Origin of the sequence: Tessaracoccus sp. MC1679 (assembly GCF_014164775.1) — a bacterium.
GTDB lineage: Bacteria > Actinomycetota > Actinomycetes > Propionibacteriales > Propionibacteriaceae > Arachnia.
In genome coordinates this window covers 341,854-363,892 of sequence record NZ_JACJGB010000005.1, presented here as the reverse complement: position 1 = coordinate 363,892, position 22,039 = coordinate 341,854, and the positions used below count along the sequence as shown (strand labels likewise).

Genomic DNA, 22,039 nt, shown 5'->3' with positions numbered 1-22,039 from the left:
TGGGACTCCGGAAGATCCGGGGCAGAGCACGGGGGAGCAGCCCTGGCGACTCTAAGAGCTCGGGTACGGTCTGAGGCCCTCCGTGTAGGCGTGGGCGTGAGACTCTTCGTTGCAGGTGTGGCTGAACGAAGGGTGTCGCTGATTTGTGTCCTCCCCGGGGGTGCGCTAATGTTTTCTTCGCGCCAGCTGCTGCTGTCCCACAAGGGCAAATGCACACAGCGCATGCGGACGTGGCTCAGTTGGTAGAGCATCACCTTGCCAAGGTGAGGGTCGCGAGTTCGAATCTCGTCGTCCGCTCGGAGATGTAGTCTCTCCCAACCCGTTTGGGGAGGGTAATAGCTCCACCAGGTGGAGTGGCCGAGAGGCGAGGCAACGGACTGCAAATCCGTGTACACGGGTTCAAATCCCGTCTCCACCTCGGGCGGTTGGCGCAGTGGTAGCGCGCTTCCCTGACACGGAAGAGGTCGGCGGTTCGAAACCGCCATCGCCCACCAGACTGATTCAGCTCCTCGATCCATGATCGGGGAGCTGATCTGTTTCCGGCGCCTGTTGAGCCTCCACGAAATTGACCGATAAGCTGCATTATGTCACTTTGCCGTGATCGCGCCCCCTCGCACACCCCTTGACACCACTGGTGCATGCGCCGACAGTTGACGGATGCCAGCAGAAGCCGTCACCCGCCCCACCCCAGTGCCCGTCGAGGACTTCCTGGAGACCGTCACAGAGCGACGGCGCAACGAAGCCCACGAGCTCATGTCGATGATGCAGGACATCACCGGTGACAAGCCGACGATGTGGGGCCCGAGCATCATCGGCTTCGGGTCGCAGCACTACCGTTATGACACGGGCAGGGAGGGCGACATGCCCAGGCTGGGCTTCAGCCCCCGCAAGGCGACGCTCACCGTCTACTTCAACGAGGGCTTCGACCGCTACTACAGCGAACACCTGGCGAAGCTTGGCAAGCACAAGACCGGCGTATCGTGCCTCTATCTCACCAAACTCGCCGACGTCGACCTCGCCGTCCTGCGGCAGATGCTTGAGGCCTCCTACGCCCTGGGCGAATCACCGGCGGAGAAGGTGACCACCGTGGACCAGTACGTGGCTGCCGTCCCGGCAGATGCCCGGCCCATGTTCGACGAGCTGAGGGAGTTGGTGAAGGGAGCGCTCCCCCATGCCGACGAGGTGTTCAGCTACGGCATCATCGGCTACAAGCAAGGGAAAGGCCGGGCACAGGTTTTCGTATCCGGGTGGAAGGATCACGTGGCCGTCTATCCGGTCCCTGCGGACCCGGAGCTGGCTTCTGAGCTCGCATCCTACGTACGCGGGAAAGGGACCCTCTGGTTCCCGCTCACTGAGCCGCTCCCCCGTGACCTCATCCTGCGCCTAGTGGCCTCGCTGGCCGGCCCCGCGCCCGAAGGAAACAAGGCCCGCTCATGAGCGGGCCCGACCGCCCCGTCCTGGAGCCGCTGCCGGATGCCGGGTTCCGGCGCATCCTGTGCGTCGTGGCCCACCCCGACGACGTGGAATACGGACTGTCCGCGTGCGTGCATCACTGGGTAGCCCAAGGCGCGGAGGTGGCCTACCTTCTCCTCACCTCCGGTGAGGCGGGCATGCAGCGCCCGCCGGCCGAGGTGGGTCCACTGCGCGCGCTCGAGCAGCGCGCGGCCTGCGACGAAGTGGGCGTCACCGACCTCCAGATCCTCGACCATCCGGACGGCATGCTTGTCTACTCGCTCGATCTCCGCCGCGACGTGGCCCGCGCGATTCGCAGATTCAAGCCCGACGTTGTGGTGACGGGCTCCTGGGACGTGGAGGTGGGATGGGGACTCAACCAGGCAGACCACCGCGTGGCGGGCCTTGTCACCCTGGACGCGGTCCGTGACGCCGACAACACGTGGGTCCACCCCGAACTCGCCGCGGATGAAGGGTTGGCGAAGTGGGCCACCACGTGGCTGCTCGTCTCCGCCGACAACTCCCCCACGCACGGCGCCGTCCTGACCCGCGCCGATGTCGACGCGGGCGTGCGTTCCCTCGAAGCCCACGGCGCCTACCTGGCCGACATCCCGGACCACCCGGCCCCGGCGGACTTCATTCCGGAGATGCTGGCCGCCCAGGGCCGGGCGATGGGCACCGACTTCGCCTGCCTGTTCAGGGCCCACCGACTGACCCGGGACACTGCCTGATCGTCGCTACGCCCGGCCGCGACCACGGGTGTAAGCGAATCGGTCACAGCGACCGCCGCCGTCGCCTAGCTTTGGATGAGGCGCACCTCGCGCGCTGAATCTCTGACAAGGAGTTGTTGATGTTCGATTTCGACGAACTGCTGTCCACCCTCCCGATCGATCAACTGGCTCAGCGTGTCGGGGCGAGCCCGCAAGAGGTGGAGGCCGCAACGCGTAACGCACTCCCCGCACTTCTGATGGGCATGGGCGCCAACACGCGGGATCCTGACGGCGAGGCGTCGTTGGCCTCCGCGATCGGGCAGCACAGCCCTCAGCTCGTCCAGGGGGGCATCAACCTCGACGATGTGGACGAGGCGGACGGCGCCAAGATTGCCCACCACGTCTTCGGCGACAACGAGGAGCAGGTCGTCAACCAGCTGGGCGGCCTCGGCGGCGGCAACGCGTTGATTCAGAAGCTCCTGCCCATCCTCGCCCCCATCGTGATGTCGTGGCTGGCAGGAAAGCTGATGGGCCGTGACGAGGCCCAGGGCCAACCGCAGCAGCAATCGCCGACCGGTGGCGGTGGGCTGGGCGACATCCTGGGCCAGATCCTCGGTGGTGGTGCGGCGGCACCTCAGGCGCAGGCGCCGCGGGCGGAGCCGAGCGCCCAGCCGCAGTTCCGGGTGCCTACAGCAGGACCGGACGATGGCACCCTCCGGATGCCGGAGCCCGAGTCACGGCCCACGCAGACCCAGGCTCAACAGCAGCCGACGGTGCCCGGCGGACTCGGCGGCGGGATCCTCGGCGACATCCTGGGTGGTCTGCTCGGCGGAGGCCGTCGCTGAAACGCGGGTAGACCTCGTGTGCCCTGGGCCCTCCGCCCGGGGCACACCTGCGTCTGACCGCATTGGGCCCATCGTCAGGAGGCGCTCCGCCTCACAAAGCTGCAGCTCACTCGAACGGCGACGGGTCCCCGGCACCCACGCGGTCGACCACCGGCTCGTCGCCGCTCAGATCCACCACGGTTGTGGGCTCGACACCACAATCACCGGAGTCCAGCACCGCATCAATCTGATGGTCGAGCAGTTCCTTGATGCCCCAGCCGTCGGTGAGTGACTCGTCGTGGCCAGGCAGCAGCAGCGTCGACGACAGGAGTGGCGCACCCACTGTCTTGAGCAGGGCCAGGGTGGTGCGGTGATCCGGGATGCGCACACCGACGGTGCGCTTCTTCGGGTGCTGCATCATCTTCGGCACCTCGCGGGACGCCTTGAGGATGAACGTGTAAGGCCCGGGCGTGGCTGCCTTGACGGCGCGGAAAGCCCAGTTGTCCATCTCGACGTAGGCGCCGAGCTTGGCGAACTCGTCGACCACCAGGGTGAAGTGGTGCTTGTCGTCGAGCTGCCTGATCCGTCTGATCCGCTCGATCCCCTGCGCGTTGCCGAGCGCGCACCCCAGAGCGAAGCAGGAGTCCGTCGGGTAGGCGATGAGGCCCCCGCCCTCCAGGATCCTGGCGATCTGCGCCAGTGCCCTGGGTTGCGGGTTGTCTGGATGGACGTCGAAGTACTGGGCCATGGGCCCAGGCTACCGAAACCTCAGAGCACGGCGGCGGAGATGGCATTCACCTCATCGCCGGTGAGATCCAGGTCCATGGCGCCGGCGGAGTCGATGATGGATTCCGGCCGCGAGGCGCCCGGGATCACGATGACATGGTCCCCCAAGGCAAGCTCCCACGCCAGGGTCACCCGCTGAGGAGACACCCCGTGGGCAGCCGCGATCTCCGCCAGGACGGGGAATCGGGAACCGACCGCGGCTGCCCCGCCGCCGGTGCCGCCCAAGGGTGACCAGGGCAGGAATGCGATGCCGTGACGGGCGCAGAAGTCGAGCTCGGACTTGCTGGTGTCATTGAACCGGGGGGAGAACTCGTTCTGGACGGCGGCGAGCTCGCCTGCGCCCAGGACGTCGACGGCGATCTGGATCTCCTCGACGTTGGCGTTCGAGATGCCGATCTCCGCGATCAAGCCCTCCGCCTTGAACGCGGCGAGGGTCTCCATCACGCTCCCATAGACGCGAGTGCGGTCCGGGCGGTGCAGATAGAACAGGTCCAGCTTGTCCACCCCCAGCGTCGCCAGAGCGGACTCCAGCCGGCTGCGAAGATAGTCCGGCGCCGAGTTACGGCCCCAGGTCTCCCCCACGCCGCGCGTGATGCCGGCCTTCGTGGCCACCACGACGTTGCTCACATCGCCGTCGTAGCTGCGCAGCGCGTGGGCGACGATCCGCTCGTTGTGGCCCAGTGCATCCCAACTCGGCGCGTAGATGTCCGCGGTATCGATGAGGGTGACACCGGAGTCCAGGGCGGCGTGGACCGTGGCAATCGCCTGCTCCTCGGAGGGCTTCTCCGGCTTGTCGCTCATGGAGAATGGCATGGCTCCGAGGCCCACCGGGGAGACTGAGAACTGGCCGATACGGCGCTGCTTCGTTGTGGTCATGTCAGTCACTCTACTTCCCGCGCAGGGGGTCCACCGGGGAGGTGCGGGTGGCGGAGACCGCCACCTCACCCGGCATGAACGGGAGGCTGACGTCTCTCATCTCGATGAGGCAGCGGACCTCGGCGCTGACCGTGGCGCGCTCCCCCACGCTCCGACCCACCCCGTCGGCGTCGACGGTGACCCGGGTGTCGCGGCAGACGATGTTGCGCTGCGCCAGCGACGCGCGGGCCGAGTCCAGCGCCGCCGCCCGGGCGCTCGACGTGACCCGCTCCAGGGACGCTGCCCGCGCCGCCGCGGCCGCAGCCGAGCCGACGGCCTGATCCGCGATGGCCACCCGTGCCAGGGTGATGAGGAGGCCGATGAACAGCACCAGCACCGGCAGGATCACCACCGCCTCAACAGAGAGGGCCAACCCCCGCTGCGCACCCCTGCGAGCCTCACCGATCATGACCCGGTCAGCCGCTCGGTCTGCACGGTGACCGCCTTGCTGATCTCGCGGGGCCACACGACGACGACCGCGCGCCCGCGGACCGTGGCCGTGGTGCTCCGGGCGCCGCGGGCGATCTCGACCCGGACGCCGGACAGCGCCCCGTTGTCCGCCACCTCAGCGGCCGCTACCTCCCCGTCGGCCCGGGTCCCGTTGTATGCCGAGGCGACGGCCGCGCCCTGCTGTGCGGCGGCCAGCGCCGTAGCTTCGGCCCAGTACTGCAGCGACCACTGAAGCAGGCTGAACATGATCCCGATGCTGACCGGCAGCAGGACCACAGCCTGGACCGAGCCGCTCAATCCGCGCTCGTTTCGCCGCACTCTCATGGGGACATCGTGCCAAGTGTGGGGGTCATCCGCGAACGCCTGTGGACAACCCCGGTCCTGCGGTGCATCGTCGCCCCAGAGCCGCCGCTCCGGGGCGCGTGCAATAGGGTGGAATCCACACAGAACTTCACGAAAGGACCCTCATGGTCAAGAAGGTAGCCATCCTCACGGCCGGCGGATTCGCCCCCTGCCTTTCCTCCGCCATCGGTGGCCTGATCGAGCGTTACACGCAGGTGGCACCGGAGATCGAGATCATCGCCTACCGCCACGGGTACCAAGGCCTGCTCAAGGGCGACTACCTCGTCGTCGACGACACGGTGCGCGCCAACGCGGCACTTCTGCACAAGTTCGGCGGGTCTCCGGTGGGCAACTCCCGCGTCAAGCTGACCAACGCCAAGGACCTCGTCAAGCGCGGACTGGTCGCGGAGGGGGCCAACCCGCTCCAGGTGGCAGCGGACCGCCTGGTGGCAGACGGCGTAGATGTGCTGCACACCATCGGCGGCGACGACACCAACACCACCGCAGCAGACCTCGCCGCCTACCTCGCCGAACACGACTACGGCCTGACCGTCGTGGGCCTGCCCAAGACCATCGACAACGACGTCATCCCGATCAAGCAGTCCCTAGGCGCGTGGACCGCGGCCGAGCAGGGCGCCGTCTTCGCCAAGAACATCGTCGGTGAACACAACTCCGGCTCACGCATGCTCATCGTCCACGAGGTGATGGGCCGTCACTGCGGGTGGCTCACCGCCGCCACCGCGGCCGAGTACCGCGCCTGGCTGGACACGCAGGAGTGGCTGCCGGAGATCGGACTGTCGCGGGAGGCGTGGGACGTCCACGGCGTCTACGTGCCCGAAGGCGTCATCGACATCGCCAAGGAGGCCGAACGCCTTGGAAAGATCATGGACGAGGTGGGCAACGTCACCATCTTCCTGTCCGAGGGTGCCGGCCTGGACGCCATCGTCGCCGAGATGGAGGGCGCAGGCGAGGAGGTCCCGCGCGACCCGTTCGGGCACGTGAAGCTGGACAAGATCAACCCCGGTGCCTGGTTCGCGTCGAAGTTCGCTGACAAGCTGAACGCGGAGAAGGTCATGATCCAGAAGTCCGGATACTTCTCCCGCTCCGCCGCCGCCAACGACGCGGATCTCGCCCTCATCAAGGAGTGCACAGACCTCGCCGTCGACTCCGCCCTGAAGGGCGAGGCCGGTGTCATCGGCCACGACGAGGAGAACGGTGATGTGCTGAGCGCCATCGCGTTCGACCGGATCAAGGGCGGAAAGCCGTTCGACCTCAACCAGGACTGGTTCAAGGAGATGCTGGCCTCCATCGGCCAGGACTTCCCCACCGTTACCGCCGCCCACTGACCGCCCGCGTGCCGGCCCCGGCATGCTCGTGAACCCGCCGTCCGCACTTCCCCTTCCACCGGGGGCGGGCGGCGGGTCCGGTTCCCCCCTCGGATGCAGAACGCAACCCAGAGAGGTGTTCCGCTGCTGGGCGGCTGCGTGTACTGTGAGCGCGTGAGCAGGATCGAATCGTTTCGACAGTTTGCCAACGGCGTGTGGTTCGGCGGCGACTACAACCCGGAGCAGTGGCCGTCGAGTGTTCTCGACGAGGACATGGACCTGATGGCCGCCGCCCATGTCAACACCGCGACCGTCGGGGTGTTCGCCTGGTCGTCGCTGGAGCCGGCCGAGGGTCGCTACACCTTCGGCTGGCTGGACGATGCCATGGACAGGCTGCACGCGGCGGGCGCGCGGGCAATCCTGGCCACCCCCACCGCCTCTCCCCCGCCCTGGTTCACGTGCGCCCACCCGGAGGCGCTGCCGGTCACGGCCGACGGGGTGCGCCTCATCCACGGCAGCCGCGACACCTACAATCCGGCTGCCCCCGCGTACCGGGAGGCGGCGGTGCGGATCACCCGCGTGCTGGCGGAGCGCTACGGCGCGCATCCCGCCCTGGCGATGTGGCACCTGCACAACGAGTACGGAACCCTCTCCCACGGTCCTGTCACCGACGAGGCCTTCCGGGCGTGGCTGCGGAGACGCTACGTCGATCTCGACGCCCTGAACGCGGCCTGGAACACGCCGTTCTGGTCCCAGATCTACAGCGACTGGCAGGACCTCCACACCCCGCAGGCCACCCAGTACCTCCCCAACCCCTCGCACGTCCTCGACTTCCGACGATTCAGCGCCGACGTGCTGCTGGACTGCCTCCGCGACCAGGTGGCCGTGGTGCGCGAGCTCACCCCGGGCGTTCCGACCACCACCAACTTCATGCTCCCCACCTGGAACCACTACGACCAGTGGGCCTTCGCCCGCGAGATCGACGTGGTCTCGATCGATCACTATCTCGACGATGCCGGCCCGGCGGGCGAGACCCATGTGGCCTTCGGCGCGGACCTTGCCCGGTCGTTCGCCGGCGGCAGGCCCTGGCTGCTGATGGAACAGGCGACCAGCCTCATTTACGACTATGCCGGCGGCCGGATGCTCCCCAAGGAGCCGGGCCGGATGCGCAGAAACACCTACCAGTACCTGGCCCGTGGCGCCATGGGCTCCCTGTTCTTCCAGTGGCGCTCCCCCCTGGTGGGCGCCGAGTTCTTTCACTCCGCGATGGTGCCGCACGTGGGCGCGGACTCGCGGATCTTCCGGGAGCTCGCCGAGTTGGGGGCGGAGCTGGAGTCGGTGGCCGAGGCGGTCGCGGATCCTGGGGAAGGTCCCGTCGTCGAGGCACGGGTGGCCATCGTGTGGAGCGCCGACGCCTGGTGGGCTGCCCAGACCCCGGCCCTGCCGTCGGCCGACGTGGAGTTCCTGCCGGCCGTGCGAGGCGTGCACACCGCGCTCTGGGAGCTGGGTGTGGTGGCCGATGTGGTGTCCCCCGATGGGGATCTGTCCGCCTACGACGTGGTCCTGGTGCCCTCCCTGCTCGCCGTCAGCGACGCTCAGGCCTCGGCCTTCGCCCGTCACGTCGAGCAGGGCGGCCACCTCGCCGTGTGGCACTTCGTGGGCTCCACCGACGAGCACCTCCGGGTGCGACAGGGCAGCTACTCGGGTGCGTTCGCAGAGCTCGCGGGCATCCGGGTCGAGGAGCATGTGCCCTTGCCCGATGCGTCGCGGGTCACCCTGTCCGACGGCTCTTCGGGTGGCTCCTGGACCGAGGTGCTCCAGCTGCGGGGCGCCGAGGCAGTGGCGAGCTACACCGCCGATGCCCATCCGGTCATCGGTGCCGGCGCACCGGCCGTCACCCGTCTTGTCCGGCCTGGCGGTGGGCACGTCCACTATGTGTCGACGCGGCTCGAGGCTGCGTCCCTGACAGTGTTCCTGGCGCGGGTCCTCGCCGAGGCGGGCCTGCCCACCGCACCCTACGACGGGCTGGAGCTGGTGCGCCGACGCGCGGGCGGCGCCAGCTACCTCTTCGCCATCAACCACACCGACACCCCCCGGGCAGTGGACGTGTCCGGGCTGAACCTGCTCAGCGGCGAGGAGATCCAGGGCCGGCACACGATCGCAGCGGGCGACGTCGCCGTGGTGCGCGAATCCAACCCCGGCGGTGGCGCAGCATGACCAGCCTGACCTACCGGCATGCCTCCAAGTCCTGGCTGGACCGACTGCCCCTGGGCAATGGGCGTCTGGGCGCGATGGTGGGCGTGGAACCGACCCGGGTGCGCATCGGGCTCAACGAGGCCACCGCCTGGTCAGGTGGGGTCGGCTCAGCGGCCCAGGGATTGGTCGATCCCCTGGACGCGTCCGCCGCTCTGTCCCGCGGCCGCGCCCTGATCGACGCGGACGATCCGGTGGGCGCCGAGGAGGCGCTGCGCCCCCTGCAGCACGGCTACTCGCAGGCCTTCCTGCCGGTGGGGGAAGTGGAAGTGCAGCTCCCCACCGCCGGTGCCGCCGTGACCCGGACCCTGGATCTGACCACCGGCGTCCACACCGCCGCCCTCACCGTCGACGGCGGCACCTGGGAGATGACCACCGCCACCTGCCTGGAGGATGACGTGCTGGTCCACACCGTGCGCTCCAGCACCCCGGGTGAGGTGAGGATCAGCCTGTCGACGCCGCTGAAGGTCGTGTCCACGGAGGTGGCGGCCGACGCCCTCACGCTGGTCGCGGCGCTCCCGGCGGACGTCGCGCCGAGTCACGAGCCCGACTCGCCGGCCCTGACCTGGGACCTGCCAGGCATCGAGCCGCTGCACGCCGTCGTGCGGCTGCGTGTCACCACGGACGGCGAGCCTGCCGCCGACGGGGAGGCCCTCCTGATCCGAGGCGCCACGTCCACGCACGTGGCGGTCGCCTTGGAGACCACCTTCACCAGCGCCACCCGACCACCCGAGGCGCTCCAGGACGCCATCGGCAGGGCAGTCATGCGCGCCACCGCCGTGCCCGACGAGGCCCTACGCCGGCACGTACTCGCCCATGCCGAGCGCGCCCGACGCTTCACGGTGCGCCTGGGCCCTGATTGCGCCTTCGACGGGGCGGCCGCGACCGGACGGGATCCCGCTGAGCGCCTCCGCACCGGGGCTGCGGGCGGCGACGTGCCCGCCACCGACCCGGCCCTGGTGGCGCTCCTCCTCGAGTACTGTCGCTACCTGCTGCTCAGCTCCAGCCGCGACGGTTGCCTGCCGGCAAACCTCCAGGGGATCTGGAACGCTGAGCTGCAGCCCCCCTGGTCGTCGGCCTACACGCTCAATATCAACCTGCCTATGAACTACTGGGGCGCCGAGAGCACTGGGGCCTCCGGTAGTCATCGAGCGCTCCTTCCTCTCCTGGAGGCATTGGCAGAGCGCGGGGAGGACACCGCACGTCGCCTCTACGGAGCGCGAGGCTGGGTGGCGCATCACAACTCGGACGCTTGGGCCTACACGCTCCCCACCAACGGCGACGCGTCCTGGTCGCAGTGGGCGATGGGTGGAGCGTGGCTGGTGCGCCAGTTCGACGAACAGCGACGCTTCGGCGGGATGGATGAGGACACGCTGCGGCGCTTCTGGCCAGTTGCCCGCGGCGCCTCGCGGTTCCTGCTGGACTTTCTGCGCCTGGACGCCGACGGGGTGCCCTACACGAGCCCGTCGACCTCCCCGGAGAACCGCTACCTCCATCAGGGCCGGCCGGCATCGCTGACCCGGTCCTCGGCGATGGACCGCGCCCTGGTCCGGGACGTCCTCCTGCTCACCGCGGAGATCGCGGCCACGTGTGACCCGGAGGATCCGATCGCGCACGAGGCGTGGAAGATGGCCACCCGGATACCGGGGCCCCGGGTCTCGGCGGACGGCACGGTCGCGGAGTGGGGGGAGCCGCGCGAGCAGGAGGATGTGCAGCATCGGCACCTGTCCCACCTGTTCGGCTGGTACCCCGGGGCCGCTGAGCCCGGCCCGGTGGACGCCGCGGCCGCCGCGACACTCGACGCCCGCGGTGACGACTCAACGGGCTGGTCGTTGGCCTGGAAGATCGCGCTGCGCGCGCGCCTGGGCGACGGTGCGGCGGTGGGTCGTCTGCTCAACCTCGTGCTGAGGCCGGCCGACGATGGGGCGGGGATCGCGCACCGAGGTGGGCTCTACCCCAATCTGTTCGCGGCTCATCCCCCGTTCCAGATCGACGGCAACCTCGGCTTCCTCGGCGCCTTCGTCGAGTCCCTGCTGCAGAGCCACCGCCCAGGCAGGATCGAGGTGCTGCCGGCGCTCGCCCCAGGCCTCGACGATGGTGCGGTCACCGGCCTGGTTGCGCGTCCCGGGATCCACGTGGACCTGGCCTGGCGGCACCGCCGGCCGACCCGGGTCTCACTCACGGCGCGTTCACCGCAGCACGCGGGCAGGTACCTCCTTGCCCACTGCGGAGAGGAACTGGACGTCGAGGTGCCGGCACAGGGCCGGGTCCACGTCGACTTCGATCCCGCCCACTAGCGTCCTGGGTTCAGCGACGCCTCAGAGCGACCAGTCGGCGCACCAGTGTGGCGAGGGCGGCGCCGAGGCCCAGACCGGTGGCCGCACCCACCCCGTAGCCCAGCGTGGCTCCGATCCGGACGCTCCTGCCTGCTACGTCCTGCCGGACACCTCGCTCAGGGTCCGTCGACAGGGGCGGCAGGGGCTCGGCGCGGCGCAGGTCATCGAGGGTTCGCGTGGCCGCCCACCGACGCGGCGCCCCGGCCGCCCCGGCGGGTCGGGTCTCGTCCACGTCGATGCGGCTCGCCTCAAGGAGGTCCGAGGTGTTGTCGGCCCGTTTGCGGGCGAGCTCGGCCGCCCACACGTCGTGCGTCCCCACCCATGCAGCCGACATGAGAATGATGGTGGCGAGGATGTTGAACACAAGCATCAGCACGATGGTGGAGCCGAAGACGGCGATCGCCGGATTCCGTGAGAACACTCCCACCAGCCGGCCCGCGATCTGCTGGAGCGCGGTGACCGAGACCGCACCGATCAGGGTGCCGGTCAGCCAGGCCTTTGGCGCTGCGGTGGCCCTGGGGAGCACCACAAAAAGGAAGGCGATCAGAATCCAGCTCGCCACCAGGCTCAGCGCGAGCCCCACGGCCTGGAACACGAACCCGATCCCTGGGAGATGGCTCCAGCCGAGCCACTCGATCACCTGCCTGGAAAAGCCGCCGCCGATCGAGGCGACGCCCAGGCTCAGCCCCACCGTCGCGAGCAGACCGACGAAGATGGCCAGGTTGATGGCGAGCTCGACGAAGAAGTTGCCCTTCAAGGCGCCGTCGCTGAACGAGTCGGCCCACATCACCCGCACGGCGCGTTTCAGGTTGCCCACCCAGTTCGAGCCGGAGTAGCCGGCGGTCGCGAGCGCCACGAGTGTGACCGAGGCCCAGTTGGAGAACGCGTCATCGACCACGGCCCTGAGGCTCTTGGCGAGGCTGCTGGTGCCGAGCTCTGCGTCGATGGTCTCCTTGATCTGGTCCAACAGGTCTGGCCGCAGCACGGTGAGCGTCAGGCCCAGCATCGAGAAGGCGAACATGAGGATGGGGACCATGGAGAGCACCGAGAAGTACGTGACTCCTGCGGCGAACTGGGGGCCGAGCCGCTTGTTGTACCGGTCCATCGCTGCCATGCCGTGGGCAACGACGGGGTGGGCGGTCACCTTCTCGATCCAGTCCTTCACGGACCAGACCTTACCCCCGTGCCTCGGACCGTGTGGGTGCTCAGACGACCCGGGCGCGGCGACGCTGTGCCAGCTCGTCGGAGGGATCCGACGGCTCGACGACGGTCGACTCCACGGTGCGCTCCCCCGGCAGGGACGCAAGGGTGCCCTCCAACTCGCGCCACACGCTGCTGACCGAGATCATGAACATGCCCTGACCGCCGCGGGTGAGGTCGAACAGTTCGTTGGCGGAGGTCACCTCGTAGACGCTGAACCCGTCGCTGACGAGGGTGAGTTCGGTGAGGTCGTCGACCCCCCGGGTGTGAAGGTGGTCGATGGCCACCCTGATCTGGTGCAGCGAGATCCCAATGTCGAGGAAGCGCTTCACCACGCGCAGCAGCAGGATGTCGCGGAAGGAGTAGAGACGCTGGGTACCGGAGCCTTCGGCGTTACGGATGGACGGGACTACCAAGCCGGTCCGAGCCCAGTAATCGAGCTGGCGGTAGGTGATTCCTGCCACGCGGTGGGCGATCGGGCCGCGGTAACCGGTGTCACTGGGAACGGGCGCGAAGTCGCCGTCGAAGAGCAGGGCTTGCAGCGGCTCGGCCTCTGGCGTCTCGGTCACGTTCCCTCACTTCCTACGGCGGCGATGGATCATCGACGTGGCTGACGCTAATCGGGCGCGCGGGCACCGGTCCGCGACACGCCCGAGCCGCCCTGAGAAAGTTGCCGGACCGACGACCGCACTCTGGTTGGCGGGACTCGCAGTGCCGCAGCAATCTGGCATCTGACTAGGCATTATTCGTCTTCGAAGTCGTCTGCGCTGACGCTGTCGAGGAACGCGCGGAAGGCCTCGACCTCGTCGGTCTGGGCTGCCTCAACCTCAACCCCTACTTCATCCATCAGCGCTGCAGGGCACTGGATCTCCCATCCCAGTCGCACCGCGATGGCCACGCAGTCGCTCGGCCTGGCGTCGACGACATGCTCGCCCAGGTGAAGTTGCGCCCGGTACACCCCGTCCTCGACGGCGAGGATCTCCACCCTGCCCTGTCCGGGGTCGATGAGTGGGAGCAGTGCCGCGAGGAGGTCGTGAGTCATCGGCCGCGCGGACTCGGGCCCCTCCATTCCGCTGGCGATGGCCGCGGCCTCGATCGTGCCGATCCAGATCGGCAGGCACCTCGAGCCACCGCGCTCCTGCAGCAGCAGGACGGCGGGTTCCTCCGTGGAGACCAGGCGGATGCCGAGCACGTCGAGGTGGATCATGGTCACAGCCTACTCAGTGGATCTGGCCGTGGAGCAGGGCCGCGTGTGCCTGCATCACCACTCGATAGAGGTCCGTCACCACGTCCGGCGGCGGTCCCGAGCGGCGCTGATACTGCTCCAGCGCCTGCTCCACCACCGCGGCCTCCATCGCGGCGGCCTGTTGCATCACCCTGAGCTGGCGCAGGTCGATCCCGTAGCCGACGAGCTTCTTGGCGGCGGTGGCGATCGCCACCGCCTCACGTCCGTACAGCTGGGACCCGCGGCGGGGTTGGACGATCTTGAGCCGCTCCAGATGGATGAGGGAGGCCTCCCCCAGACCGGACTCGCCCAAGACCTGGCGACGCGTCATGAGGCCGGGGCCCGAGGAGGGGCGCGACGTCTGGCGACGCTCGGCCGCGGGCTCCTCGTCCGCGCTCACCGAGGCCAGTGACTCGGGTTGCTCTCCGCGATCGAGCGCGTCAAGTTCCTCGCGGATGACCTTGAGCGGGAGGTAGCGGTCGCGTTGCGCACGCAGCACATAGAGCAGCCGGTCCACGTCCTGCTGGCTGAACCTCCGGTAGCCCGAAGGCTGTTGGCGGTCCGGGGAGATCAGGCCTTCCGTCTCGAGATACCTCAGCTTGGATACGGAGATGTCCGGGAATTCGGCCCGGATCATCTCCAGTACGCGGCCGATGGTGCGCGCCGCGCCGGGCATCAGCTCAGACCGGGCTCGCTCAGCGAGATCGTGGCACGGTACTTCCCGATCTGGATCTCGTCGCCCTCGCGCAGCACGGTCCGACCGTCGAGCAGCGTGCGGTTGACGTAGGTGCCGTTCAGGCTTCCCAGGTCTTCCAGGTAGAGCTTCCCGCCGCTGCGGACGAACTTCGCATGGTGGCGCGAGACCGTGATGTCGTCGAGGAAGATGTCCGACTCCGGGTGCCGGCCCACGTTGGTGATGTCGCTGTCGATGAGGAATCGGCTGGAGTCACCGGGGCCGCGGTTGACGACGAGAAGGGCGTTCCCTTCGGCCAGCAACTTGGCCTCGGCGCGCTCCTGCTCGGTGAGTTCGACGCCCGGCCTGTCGTCAGCGGTGACGGGGATCATCGTGGTGGTGTCACCGGTGGGGTCCGTGAGTGGGGCGCCGCAGACACTGCAGAACCGCGCCTCCGACGGGCTTTCAGATCCACACTGTCGGCACTTCATGGGTGGGACTCCTCACTAGGACATCGGTGGGGCGCTGAGCGTACAACGCTACCTGAGGAACTTATCACCCGCTATCAACTGCGTTACCGCGGTCTGGCGAACTCGTTGTCCCCAGGTGCGGCCACGGAGTCGATATCGATGGCATCCAACTGTGTGATCTGGACACGGCCGCCCACCCTGTCGCCCTCGATCTCGCTGACCAGACCCCCACGGAACCGGGCGCCGGCCTCGAGGGTGGCGGGGTCGCCGATCGCCTCGATGACATAGGGCTCCTCCAGCGCGACACCGTCGGCGGTGACCCGTCCCGAGGGGTCGGTGCTGAACCACGAACGCATCACGAGCCGGACGGTGTCGTTGAGCTCGATGACCTCGGCGCCGGCGTCGCGAAGTTCCTCCACGGCGTCCAGGAGCAACTCGGCGCCCACACGGCCCTGCGGGTCCCTGATCTCGATCCGGATCCCTGGGCCGGTCACGGGGATGGTGCCGGCGATGATCTGGGCCTGCTCGAGGCGCCGGGCGGCCTCCAGGCGGGCGGCCTCGTCCCTGTCAGCGCCGCTGAGGAGCTCCGTCCTGGCCTGCTCAAGCTCACGCACCTCGTCCTCCAGCCGACGCGTCTCGACGGTGACGTTGTCCAGCAGCTGGATCAGATCCGCCTGGCGCACGTTGGCGAACTCGGGCTGGTTGGCCTGGGAGCGAAGGGTGAGCACCACGATGAGGGCGGTGAGAAAGAGGGCAACGCCGGCCACCAACTGGCCCCGGCTGGGCCGGAAGAACGCCCGGAGGTGCCCGGTCGGTTGCTGCCTCGTGGCGCGACGCGCCTTGGTCTCAGGCATGCAGCAGCGCCCGTCGGATCGCGGCGGCGTTGGTGAAGATCCGGATTCCCAGGACGACGACCACTCCTGTCGACAGCTGCGAGCCCACGCCGATCTGGTCCCCGACAAAGACGATCAGCCCTGCGATCACCACGTTGGAGAGGAAGGAGACCAGGAACACCCGATCGGAGAAGATGCCTTCGAGATAGGCCCGGGTCGCGCCGAGGATGGCGTCGAAGGCCGCGACGATGGCAATGGGAAGGTACGGGGCCAGCACGGGAGGCAACGTGGGCTGCAGCAGTAGTCCCACGACCACCCCTGCCACCAGTCCCAAGATCGCAAACACGTCAGTTCTCCTCGTCGGTACCGGCCGTGGTGGCATAGCGGATGGTCATTCCGGGATCGGCTTCCAGTTGAAGGTCCTCATCGGAGGCTTCGATGTCCATGGTCAGGCCGTAGTTCATGGTGAGGAACTGCCACCACGCCGCGGCGGCCGTCTCGTTGAAGCGGGCCGGGAGGGTGCGGGAGTCGCCAATGGCCTCCACCCGGTAGGGAGGGCTGAGGGAGACGAAGTCCACGGTGATGGCGGCCCCCGCCCCCCGGATGGGGGTCAGCGCACTCATCCGGCGCCCGTTGATGGAGACCGCCTCGGCGCCGGCTTCCCACAGGCCGTTGACCAGGCGGCTGAGGTCGCTGTCGAGCACCAGTCCCTGCGACTGGGTGGCTTCGGGGGCATCATCGACGGTGACCACGATGCCGGGACCGCTCACTGGGAGGCTGCCTGCCGACAACTCGGCGTCGGCGAGGCGTTGCCGCTCGACGGGATCTCCCAGCGCACGCTCGCTGAGTTCGCGCACTTCGGCCCCCAACTCAGCTGAGAGGGTGGCCAACTCGTCCTGACGCGCCCGCGCGGCCGCCACCCGGTCCAGGAGTTCTGTGCGCTGCGCGGCGATGTCTCCCGCGCCGCGGGTGGTCTGAAGGGCGGCGACCGTGACCAGGACGCTGACCAGGGCGACCGCGATGAGGAGCCGGCTGCGGCTGGGCCTCCGCTCCGTCTGCTGCCGGTAACCGGGCTCCAGCGCGTCGGCCTGGATGTCGGTGAGGAGGCTCATGCTGGCGTCGGGACGCCTCACGAATCGCCCCTGTGCAGCTGCAGCGTGGCGCGGACGTAGAGGAGTCCGGCGGCCCAGTAGACCACCGCGCCGAGGGCGCCGAGGATCCAACCCGCGTAGTGGGCCCAGACAAGGTTCAGGGAGGTGGCGGAGCCGAGCAGGATCAGGGGTAGCGCGAGGAGGAGGAGCATGGTGCCCGCCTTGCCCGCGAGGTTGACGGGGAGCGCCAGCATCCCGTGCCTGCGGAGGACCGGCACCAGCGCTGCCAGCATGACGTCCCTGGCGAAGAGAATGAGAAGGAACCACCAGGGCACGATGCCGCGGACCAGGAGCACCGCCACCGCGGCGAGGATGTAGAGCCGATCCGCGATGGGGTCCAATCGGGTGCCCAGCCGGCTTCGCTGCTTGAGCCGCCGCGCGAGGTAGCCGTCGAACCAGTCCGTGACGCCGAACACCGCCAGCATGATGACGGCGGCGAGGTCGTGGCCGGCCAGGATCAGCCAGCAGAAGACGGGGATTCCCAGCAACCTGATGAACGACAGCACGTTGGGCACCGTGAGGACGGCTTCGGTGTCCCACTCCTTGACCACTGGCGAGCTGTGCACGTCCTCAGCCTACGTCAGCGCCGGGTGCACCGGCCACGAGTGCGTACGCATCCAGGATCCGGGGACCGACGGCGGGCCAGGTGTAGCGACGGACGAGCGCACCTGCCGCCGTCGGGTCGACGGGTGCCGCGAGGCGTCGACGGAGCGCCACGCGGGCCGAGGCGACGTCGTCGACAGGGAACCAGGACACGAAGCCGGGATGGTCCACCACGTCACGGAACGCGGGCAGGTCCGTGGCCACGACGGCGCAGCCATGGGCCAGCGCTTCCACCAGGATCATGCCGAAGCTCTCCCCGAACCGGTTGGGCGCCACCAGCACGGAGGCTTTCTGCAGCACCAGGGCTTTGGCCGCGTCGTCGAGGCGTCCGAGCTGGCGCACCCGGCCCCCGGACCCCAGCCCCGGACCGATGGCGGCGAAATCGGCCTCGGGTACCTGGTCGGCCAGCGTCGCGAACAGTGGATAGCCCTTGCGTGGCTCGTCCAGCCGGCCCACGAAGACCACCAGTGGCCGACCTCCAGGTTCGCGGGTGTCGGCACGCGGCATCGTCGGCGCCGTGATGGCGTTGGGGATGATCAGGGGCTCGATGCCGGTGACGGCGTGTGCGGTCCTGGCGGCCGCCTCCGAGACCGCAACGGTGACCCGTTCGGGGAGGAGCGCGGCCCTGAGTCGGATCAGCGCGCCCGCCCGGCCCGGATCGAAGGAGGCGTGGTGCGTGACAACCAGGCGCCGCGACGCCCTGGCCGCAGCAAAGGCCGCCCCTGGCGTCAACGGCTCGTGGACGTGGACGACGTCGGAGCCCATCACCGCCTGAGCCGCCACCCGAGCCTGCGCGGGACGGATCGCCAGGTGGGCGACCGAGCCGTTGAACCGGATCCCGTGCGCCGCGCCGAGCAACGTCACCGGGACGCCCCACTCCTGGGCCCGCTCCCCCGGTGCCACCACGACGGGGCGGTGGCCCTCGTTCTGGAGCCAGCGGGCGAGGCCGAGCACGTGGGTGGCCACACCCCCTGGTTCGTCCAGGGAGTAGGGGCAGACGAGCGTCACCCGAAGGCTCACCTGAACATCCGGCGCAACATGAGCCAATTCTCCGGGCTGCGCCGCACGGCGTACGCGAACCGCTCCACGACGCCCTGCATCAATGCCTCAGGGCTGTCGCCAAGGATCGGGTCCGACACCTCCAGGCGGAGCCGGCCACCGTGGAAGCCGGTGGTGACCACCCGCAGGTCTGCGCCGGTGCGGGCTGCGAGCAGTGCGGGCCCGGCCGGCACGCCCACCTCACCGGCCTCTGGCCATGTGACACGGAGGCCGCGCGATGAGAGATCGCGGTCGCTCAGCAGACATACCAGTCGCCCGGCACGGATGTCGTCGGCGAGGGCGTGCATGAGCTCGGGTTGGTCCACGGGGTAGATCGTCATTCCCATGCCCTGCCGGGCGTCACGGAACCGCTCGAAGAGCCCGTCGGGAAGCCGCTCGGCCACGCTGACCACCCGGATGCCGACGCGGGCGGCCCAGGCGCCGGCAAAGTCCCAGGAACCCATGTGCGGCAGAGCCGCCACGAGACCCGGACCAGCGAGCGAGGAGTGGAGTTTGGCCTCATCCCCGGCGGAGATATCGATGACCGCCATGACCTCCTCGTCGGACCACCGCGCCAGACTCAACGACCACAGCAGATTGCGCAGCCAGTTCTCCACGAGCAGGCGACGCTGGGCGCGTGTGGGCTGTCTCCCGTTGGCCCGCTCGATGGTGGCTTCCCAGGAAGCAACTCCTCGGAGCGGCATCAGCGCGGCCACCGGTGCCACGACCCGCGCCAACTTGTCGCCGCATCGGCGCGGGAGCCGGCCACCGACCGCCCAGACCGCGCCGCTGAACCTCACCTCAGGCCCGCCAGGCCTCGGCGAGCAGGGAGCGGGCCTCACCGATGAGTTGCGGCAGCGCCCTGGTCTGCGCCACGATCGGCAGGAAATTCATATCGCCGGACCAGCGCGGCACGATGTGCTGGTGAAGGTGCATGCCGATGCCGGCGCCGGCCACAGCCCCCTGGTTGATACCGATGTTGAACCCGTCCGGCCGGGACACCCGCCGCACCACCGTCATCGCCCGCTGCGTGAGCGCGGCCACGTCCATGGCCTCTTCAGGAGTCAGGTCGGTGTAGTCGGCGACGTGACGGTACGGGCACACGAGGAGGTGGCCGGGCGCGTAGGGGAACAGGTTCATCACCACATAGGCATGCTCGCCGCGCGCCACGACGAGGCCCTCGGCATCGTCGCGGCGCGGTGAGGAGCAGAACGGGCACTCACCCTTGTTGCGTGGCTTGCCATCGCCCTTGATGTAGACCATCCGGTGCGGGGTCCACAGCCGCTGGAAGGCGTCCGGGACCCCGGCGAATTCGTCGCTGGTCTCTGGTTCGGACTCAGGCATCGGCCGTCGGGGAGGTGTTCGATCGCGAGGCGATGAAGTCCACGACGGTGGCCACCGCCTCCGCCACGGGCACGCCGTTGCGCTGAGAGCCGTCCCGGAACCGGAATGACACCGAGCCTGCGTCGCGATCATCGCCACCAGCGATGAGCACGAAGGGAGCCTTCTCCTTGGCCGCGTTGCGGATCTTCTTGCCGAAGCGGTCATCGGAGTCGTCGAAGTCCACCCGGACGCCACTGGCTCGGAGCTGGGCGACAACGCCGCCCAGGTACTCGTCGAACTCCGCGGCCACCGGGATGGCAATCACCTGAACCGGTGAGAGCCACGCCGGGAAGGCGCCGGCGTAGTGCTCGATGAGCACCCCCATGAACCGCTCGATGGAACCGAACTTGGCCGAATGGATCATCACCGGCTGCTGGCGGCTGCCGTCCGGGGCCGTGTATTCGAGCCCGAACCGCTCAGGTTGGTTGAAGTCGTACTGGATGGTCGACATCTGCCAGGTGCGCCCGATGGCGTCCTTGGCCTGGATGGAGATCTTGGGGCCGTAGTAGGCCGCGCCGCCGGGGTCCGCGACGATGGGGAGACCGGACTCGGCCGCGATCTCGTCCAGCACCGCCGTCGCCTCGGCCCACTGCTCGTCCGAGCCGATGAACTTGTCCTTCTTCTTGCCGTCCTCGTCGCGGGTGGAGACCTCCAGCACCGAGTCTGTGAGGCCGAAGTCGTTGAGGAGCGACAGCACGAACTTGAGCAGGTGGCGCACCTCGTCCGGCGCCTGTTCCTTGGCGCAGTAGCTGTGCGAATCATCCTGGGTGATCGACCGCACCCGGGTCAGGCCCTGGATGACGCCGGACTTCTCATCGCGATAGACGGTGCCGAACTCGAAGAAACGCAGCGGCAGGTCACGGTAGGAGCGTCCGCGGGAGGCGAAGATCAGGTTGTGCATGGGGCAGTTCATCGCCTTGAGGCGGTAGGCCTGGCCCCCCCGGACGACGACACCCTGCTCGTCGCGCTCGGCGTCCTCCAGCAGCGGTGGGAACATGCCGTCGGCGTAGTAGGGCAGGTGTCCGGAGGTGTAGAACAGTTCTTCCTTGGCGATGTGCGGGGTGCCGACGTAGTCGAACCCCTCCTCGATGTGGCGGGCCCGGACGTAGTCCTCCATTTCCCGCTTGATGACGCCGCCGCGGGGGTGGAACAGGGGCAGGCCCGAGCCCACGATTTCGTGGAAGCTGAACAGGTCCAACTCCACACCCAGCTTGCGATGGTCACGCTTGGCTGCCTCCTCCAAGCGGTTCTTGTACGCCTGGAGCGCCTCCTTCGAGGGCCAGGCTGTGCCGTAGACGCGCTGCAGCCCTGCGTTGCGCTGGTCACCGCGCCAGTAGGCGGCAGAGGTGCGGGTCAGCGCCCAACCGTTTCCTAGATAGCCCGTGTGGGGGACGTGGGGTCCGCGGCACAGGTCCTTCCAGGCCACTGAGCCGTCTCGTCGGACGTTGTCGTAAATGGTGAGCTCGCCGGCGCCCACCTCGACGCTGGAGCCGTCCTCGTCCGACGACGAGCCCTTGTCCGCGACCAGTTCCAGCTTGAATGGCTCGGCCGCGAGCTCGGCGCGGGCCTCGTCGTCGGTGACGACTCGGCGGACGAAGCGCTGGCGTTCTTTGACGATCTGGCCCATCTGCTTCTCGATGGACTTAATGTCCTCGGGCGTGAGGGGGGCGGTGGCGAAGTCGTAGTAGAAGCCGTCCGTGATGGGAGGGCCGATGCCGAGCTTGGCGTCCACGAAGAGGCCCTGCAGCGCCTGCGCGGTGACGTGCCCTGCGGAGTGGCGCAGGATGCTGAGGCCCTCAGGGCTGTCGATCAGCACCGGCTCCACCTCGTCCCCCTCCACCAGTTCGGCGGCCAGATCACGAAGTTCCCCGCTCACCCGCATGGCCACGACGCTGCGGTCATCACCGAACAGGTCCAGGCCCGTGGTAGTGGTGGTCAGCGTCACCTGTTGCGCGTCGTCGTTGCGGCGGATGGTGATGGCTCCACTCATCGGGGCTCCCTCGGGTGTGACGGTCAGTGTGAATCAGGGCCCATTGTGCCCCTCAGCGGCGTGGGCGTCACCTCAGGGGC

Annotated in this window: 23 protein-coding genes and 3 tRNA genes; 9 read left to right on the top strand and 17 right to left on the bottom strand. The window is 68.7% G+C overall.

The window, feature by feature from the left end:
- Positions 1 to 224 precede the first annotated feature (224 nt).
- From H5398_RS10650 to H5398_RS10625, 6 genes are all read left to right on the top strand, one after another.
- A tRNA-Gly gene (locus H5398_RS10650) sits at positions 225 to 297 on the top strand.
- A gap of 50 nt (positions 298 to 347) precedes the next feature.
- Positions 348 to 418: transfer RNA gene (locus H5398_RS10645), tRNA-Cys, on the top strand.
- Position 419: 1 nt separating this feature from the next.
- Positions 420 to 494, top strand: a tRNA-Val gene (locus H5398_RS10640).
- A 163-nt stretch (positions 495 to 657) separates the two neighbouring features.
- On the top strand, positions 658 to 1,437 hold the full coding sequence (locus H5398_RS10635) for a DUF1801 domain-containing protein (protein WP_182799973.1): 780 nt from the start codon (positions 658 to 660) through the stop codon (positions 1,435 to 1,437).
- Positions 1,434 to 2,183 carry a PIG-L deacetylase family protein gene (locus H5398_RS10630; RefSeq protein WP_182782827.1) on the top strand — a complete coding sequence of 250 codons (750 nt, stop codon included), beginning with the start codon at positions 1,434 to 1,436 and terminating at the stop codon, positions 2,181 to 2,183. Before H5398_RS10635 ends, H5398_RS10630 begins: the two co-directional genes overlap by 4 nt.
- A 119-nt stretch (positions 2,184 to 2,302) precedes the next feature.
- Positions 2,303 to 3,007 carry a DUF937 domain-containing protein gene (locus H5398_RS10625; RefSeq protein WP_182799972.1) on the top strand — a complete coding sequence of 235 codons (705 nt, stop codon included), beginning with the start codon at positions 2,303 to 2,305 and terminating at the stop codon, positions 3,005 to 3,007.
- Positions 3,008 to 3,113: 106 nt separating this feature from the next.
- Here H5398_RS10625 and H5398_RS10620 read toward each other — a convergent pair whose 3' ends face one another.
- Genes H5398_RS10620 through H5398_RS10605 form a run of 4 tightly spaced genes read right to left on the bottom strand, consistent with a single transcriptional unit; the run spans position 3,114 to position 5,461 of the window.
- Positions 3,114 to 3,734 (bottom strand): L-threonylcarbamoyladenylate synthase, encoded by a 621-nt coding sequence (locus H5398_RS10620; protein WP_182782825.1) that lies wholly within the window; start codon positions 3,732 to 3,734, stop codon positions 3,114 to 3,116.
- 20 nt (positions 3,735 to 3,754) lie between these two features.
- Positions 3,755 to 4,648 (bottom strand): aldo/keto reductase, encoded by an 894-nt coding sequence (locus H5398_RS10615; RefSeq protein WP_182782824.1) that lies wholly within the window; start codon positions 4,646 to 4,648, stop codon positions 3,755 to 3,757.
- A 10-nt stretch (positions 4,649 to 4,658) separates the two neighbouring features.
- Entirely contained in the window at positions 4,659 to 5,096 is a 438-nt protein-coding gene (locus H5398_RS10610) for a TadE/TadG family type IV pilus assembly protein (protein ID WP_182782823.1), read from the bottom strand.
- Entirely contained in the window at positions 5,093 to 5,461 is a 369-nt protein-coding gene (locus H5398_RS10605) for a pilus assembly protein (RefSeq protein WP_182782822.1), read from the bottom strand. The genes H5398_RS10610 and H5398_RS10605 overlap by 4 nt, the downstream gene beginning before the upstream one ends.
- Positions 5,462 to 5,604: 143 nt before the next feature.
- Here H5398_RS10605 and H5398_RS10600 point away from each other — a divergent pair, with 143 nt between their 5' ends.
- The 3 genes from H5398_RS10600 (at position 5,605) to H5398_RS10590 (ending at position 11,354) form a co-directional block, all read left to right on the top strand.
- Positions 5,605 to 6,825 (top strand): pyrophosphate--fructose-6-phosphate 1-phosphotransferase, encoded by a 1,221-nt coding sequence (locus H5398_RS10600; RefSeq protein WP_182782821.1) that lies wholly within the window; start codon positions 5,605 to 5,607, stop codon positions 6,823 to 6,825.
- Between the two features lie 153 nt (positions 6,826 to 6,978).
- Positions 6,979 to 9,021, top strand: coding sequence for a beta-galactosidase (locus H5398_RS10595; protein ID WP_370586112.1), 2,043 nt, complete (start codon positions 6,979 to 6,981; stop codon positions 9,019 to 9,021).
- Positions 9,018 to 11,354 carry a glycoside hydrolase N-terminal domain-containing protein gene (locus H5398_RS10590; RefSeq protein WP_182799970.1) on the top strand — a complete coding sequence of 779 codons (2,337 nt, stop codon included), beginning with the start codon at positions 9,018 to 9,020 and terminating at the stop codon, positions 11,352 to 11,354. Before H5398_RS10595 ends, H5398_RS10590 begins: the two co-directional genes overlap by 4 nt.
- 10 nt (positions 11,355 to 11,364) lie before the next feature.
- On the opposite strand, the gene H5398_RS10585 is transcribed toward H5398_RS10590, so the two are convergent.
- The 13 genes from H5398_RS10585 to thrS form a co-directional block, all read right to left on the bottom strand.
- Positions 11,365 to 12,558: a YhjD/YihY/BrkB family envelope integrity protein gene (locus H5398_RS10585; RefSeq protein WP_182799969.1), complete on the bottom strand. Its 1,194-nt coding sequence runs from the start codon at positions 12,556 to 12,558 to the stop codon at positions 11,365 to 11,367.
- Between the two features lie 40 nt (positions 12,559 to 12,598).
- Positions 12,599 to 13,162, bottom strand: coding sequence for a MerR family transcriptional regulator (locus tag H5398_RS10580; RefSeq protein WP_182782817.1), 564 nt, complete (start codon positions 13,160 to 13,162; stop codon positions 12,599 to 12,601).
- Positions 13,163 to 13,335: 173 nt separating this feature from the next.
- Positions 13,336 to 13,800 carry a bifunctional nuclease family protein gene (locus tag H5398_RS10575; protein ID WP_182782816.1) on the bottom strand — a complete coding sequence of 155 codons (465 nt, stop codon included), beginning with the start codon at positions 13,798 to 13,800 and terminating at the stop codon, positions 13,336 to 13,338.
- Positions 13,801 to 13,813: 13 nt separating this feature from the next.
- On the bottom strand, positions 13,814 to 14,494 hold the full coding sequence (locus H5398_RS10570) for a MerR family transcriptional regulator (protein ID WP_182799968.1): 681 nt from the start codon (positions 14,492 to 14,494) through the stop codon (positions 13,814 to 13,816).
- Entirely contained in the window at positions 14,494 to 14,982 is a 489-nt protein-coding gene (locus H5398_RS10565) for an FHA domain-containing protein (protein WP_182782814.1), read from the bottom strand. Before H5398_RS10565 ends, H5398_RS10570 begins: the two co-directional genes overlap by 1 nt.
- A gap of 83 nt (positions 14,983 to 15,065) precedes the next feature.
- Entirely contained in the window at positions 15,066 to 15,815 is a 750-nt protein-coding gene (locus H5398_RS10560) for a DUF881 domain-containing protein (RefSeq protein ID WP_182782813.1), read from the bottom strand.
- Positions 15,808 to 16,140: a small basic family protein gene (locus H5398_RS10555; protein ID WP_182782812.1), complete on the bottom strand. Its 333-nt coding sequence runs from the start codon at positions 16,138 to 16,140 to the stop codon at positions 15,808 to 15,810. The genes H5398_RS10560 and H5398_RS10555 overlap by 8 nt, the downstream gene beginning before the upstream one ends.
- Before the next feature lies 1 nt (position 16,141).
- Positions 16,142 to 16,927, bottom strand: coding sequence for a DUF881 domain-containing protein (locus H5398_RS10550; protein WP_182799967.1), 786 nt, complete (start codon positions 16,925 to 16,927; stop codon positions 16,142 to 16,144).
- On the bottom strand, positions 16,924 to 17,511 hold the full coding sequence (locus tag H5398_RS10545) for a CDP-alcohol phosphatidyltransferase family protein (RefSeq protein WP_370586111.1): 588 nt from the start codon (positions 17,509 to 17,511) through the stop codon (positions 16,924 to 16,926). Before H5398_RS10545 ends, H5398_RS10550 begins: the two co-directional genes overlap by 4 nt.
- Before the next feature lie 4 nt (positions 17,512 to 17,515).
- Complete coding sequence (locus H5398_RS10540) at positions 17,516 to 18,568, bottom strand: glycosyltransferase family 4 protein (RefSeq protein WP_182799966.1); 1,053 nt, start codon at positions 18,566 to 18,568, stop codon at positions 17,516 to 17,518.
- Entirely contained in the window at positions 18,565 to 19,311 is a 747-nt protein-coding gene (locus H5398_RS10535; RefSeq protein ID WP_370586110.1) for a hypothetical protein, read from the bottom strand. Before H5398_RS10535 ends, H5398_RS10540 begins: the two co-directional genes overlap by 4 nt.
- A 76-nt stretch (positions 19,312 to 19,387) precedes the next feature.
- On the bottom strand, positions 19,388 to 19,930 hold the full coding sequence (locus tag H5398_RS10530) for an HIT domain-containing protein (protein WP_182799964.1): 543 nt from the start codon (positions 19,928 to 19,930) through the stop codon (positions 19,388 to 19,390).
- Positions 19,923 to 21,959 carry a threonine--tRNA ligase gene (thrS, locus tag H5398_RS10525; protein ID WP_182799963.1) on the bottom strand — a complete coding sequence of 679 codons (2,037 nt, stop codon included), beginning with the start codon at positions 21,957 to 21,959 and terminating at the stop codon, positions 19,923 to 19,925. The genes H5398_RS10530 and thrS overlap by 8 nt, the downstream gene beginning before the upstream one ends.
- Positions 21,960 to 22,039: the final 80 nt, after the last annotated feature.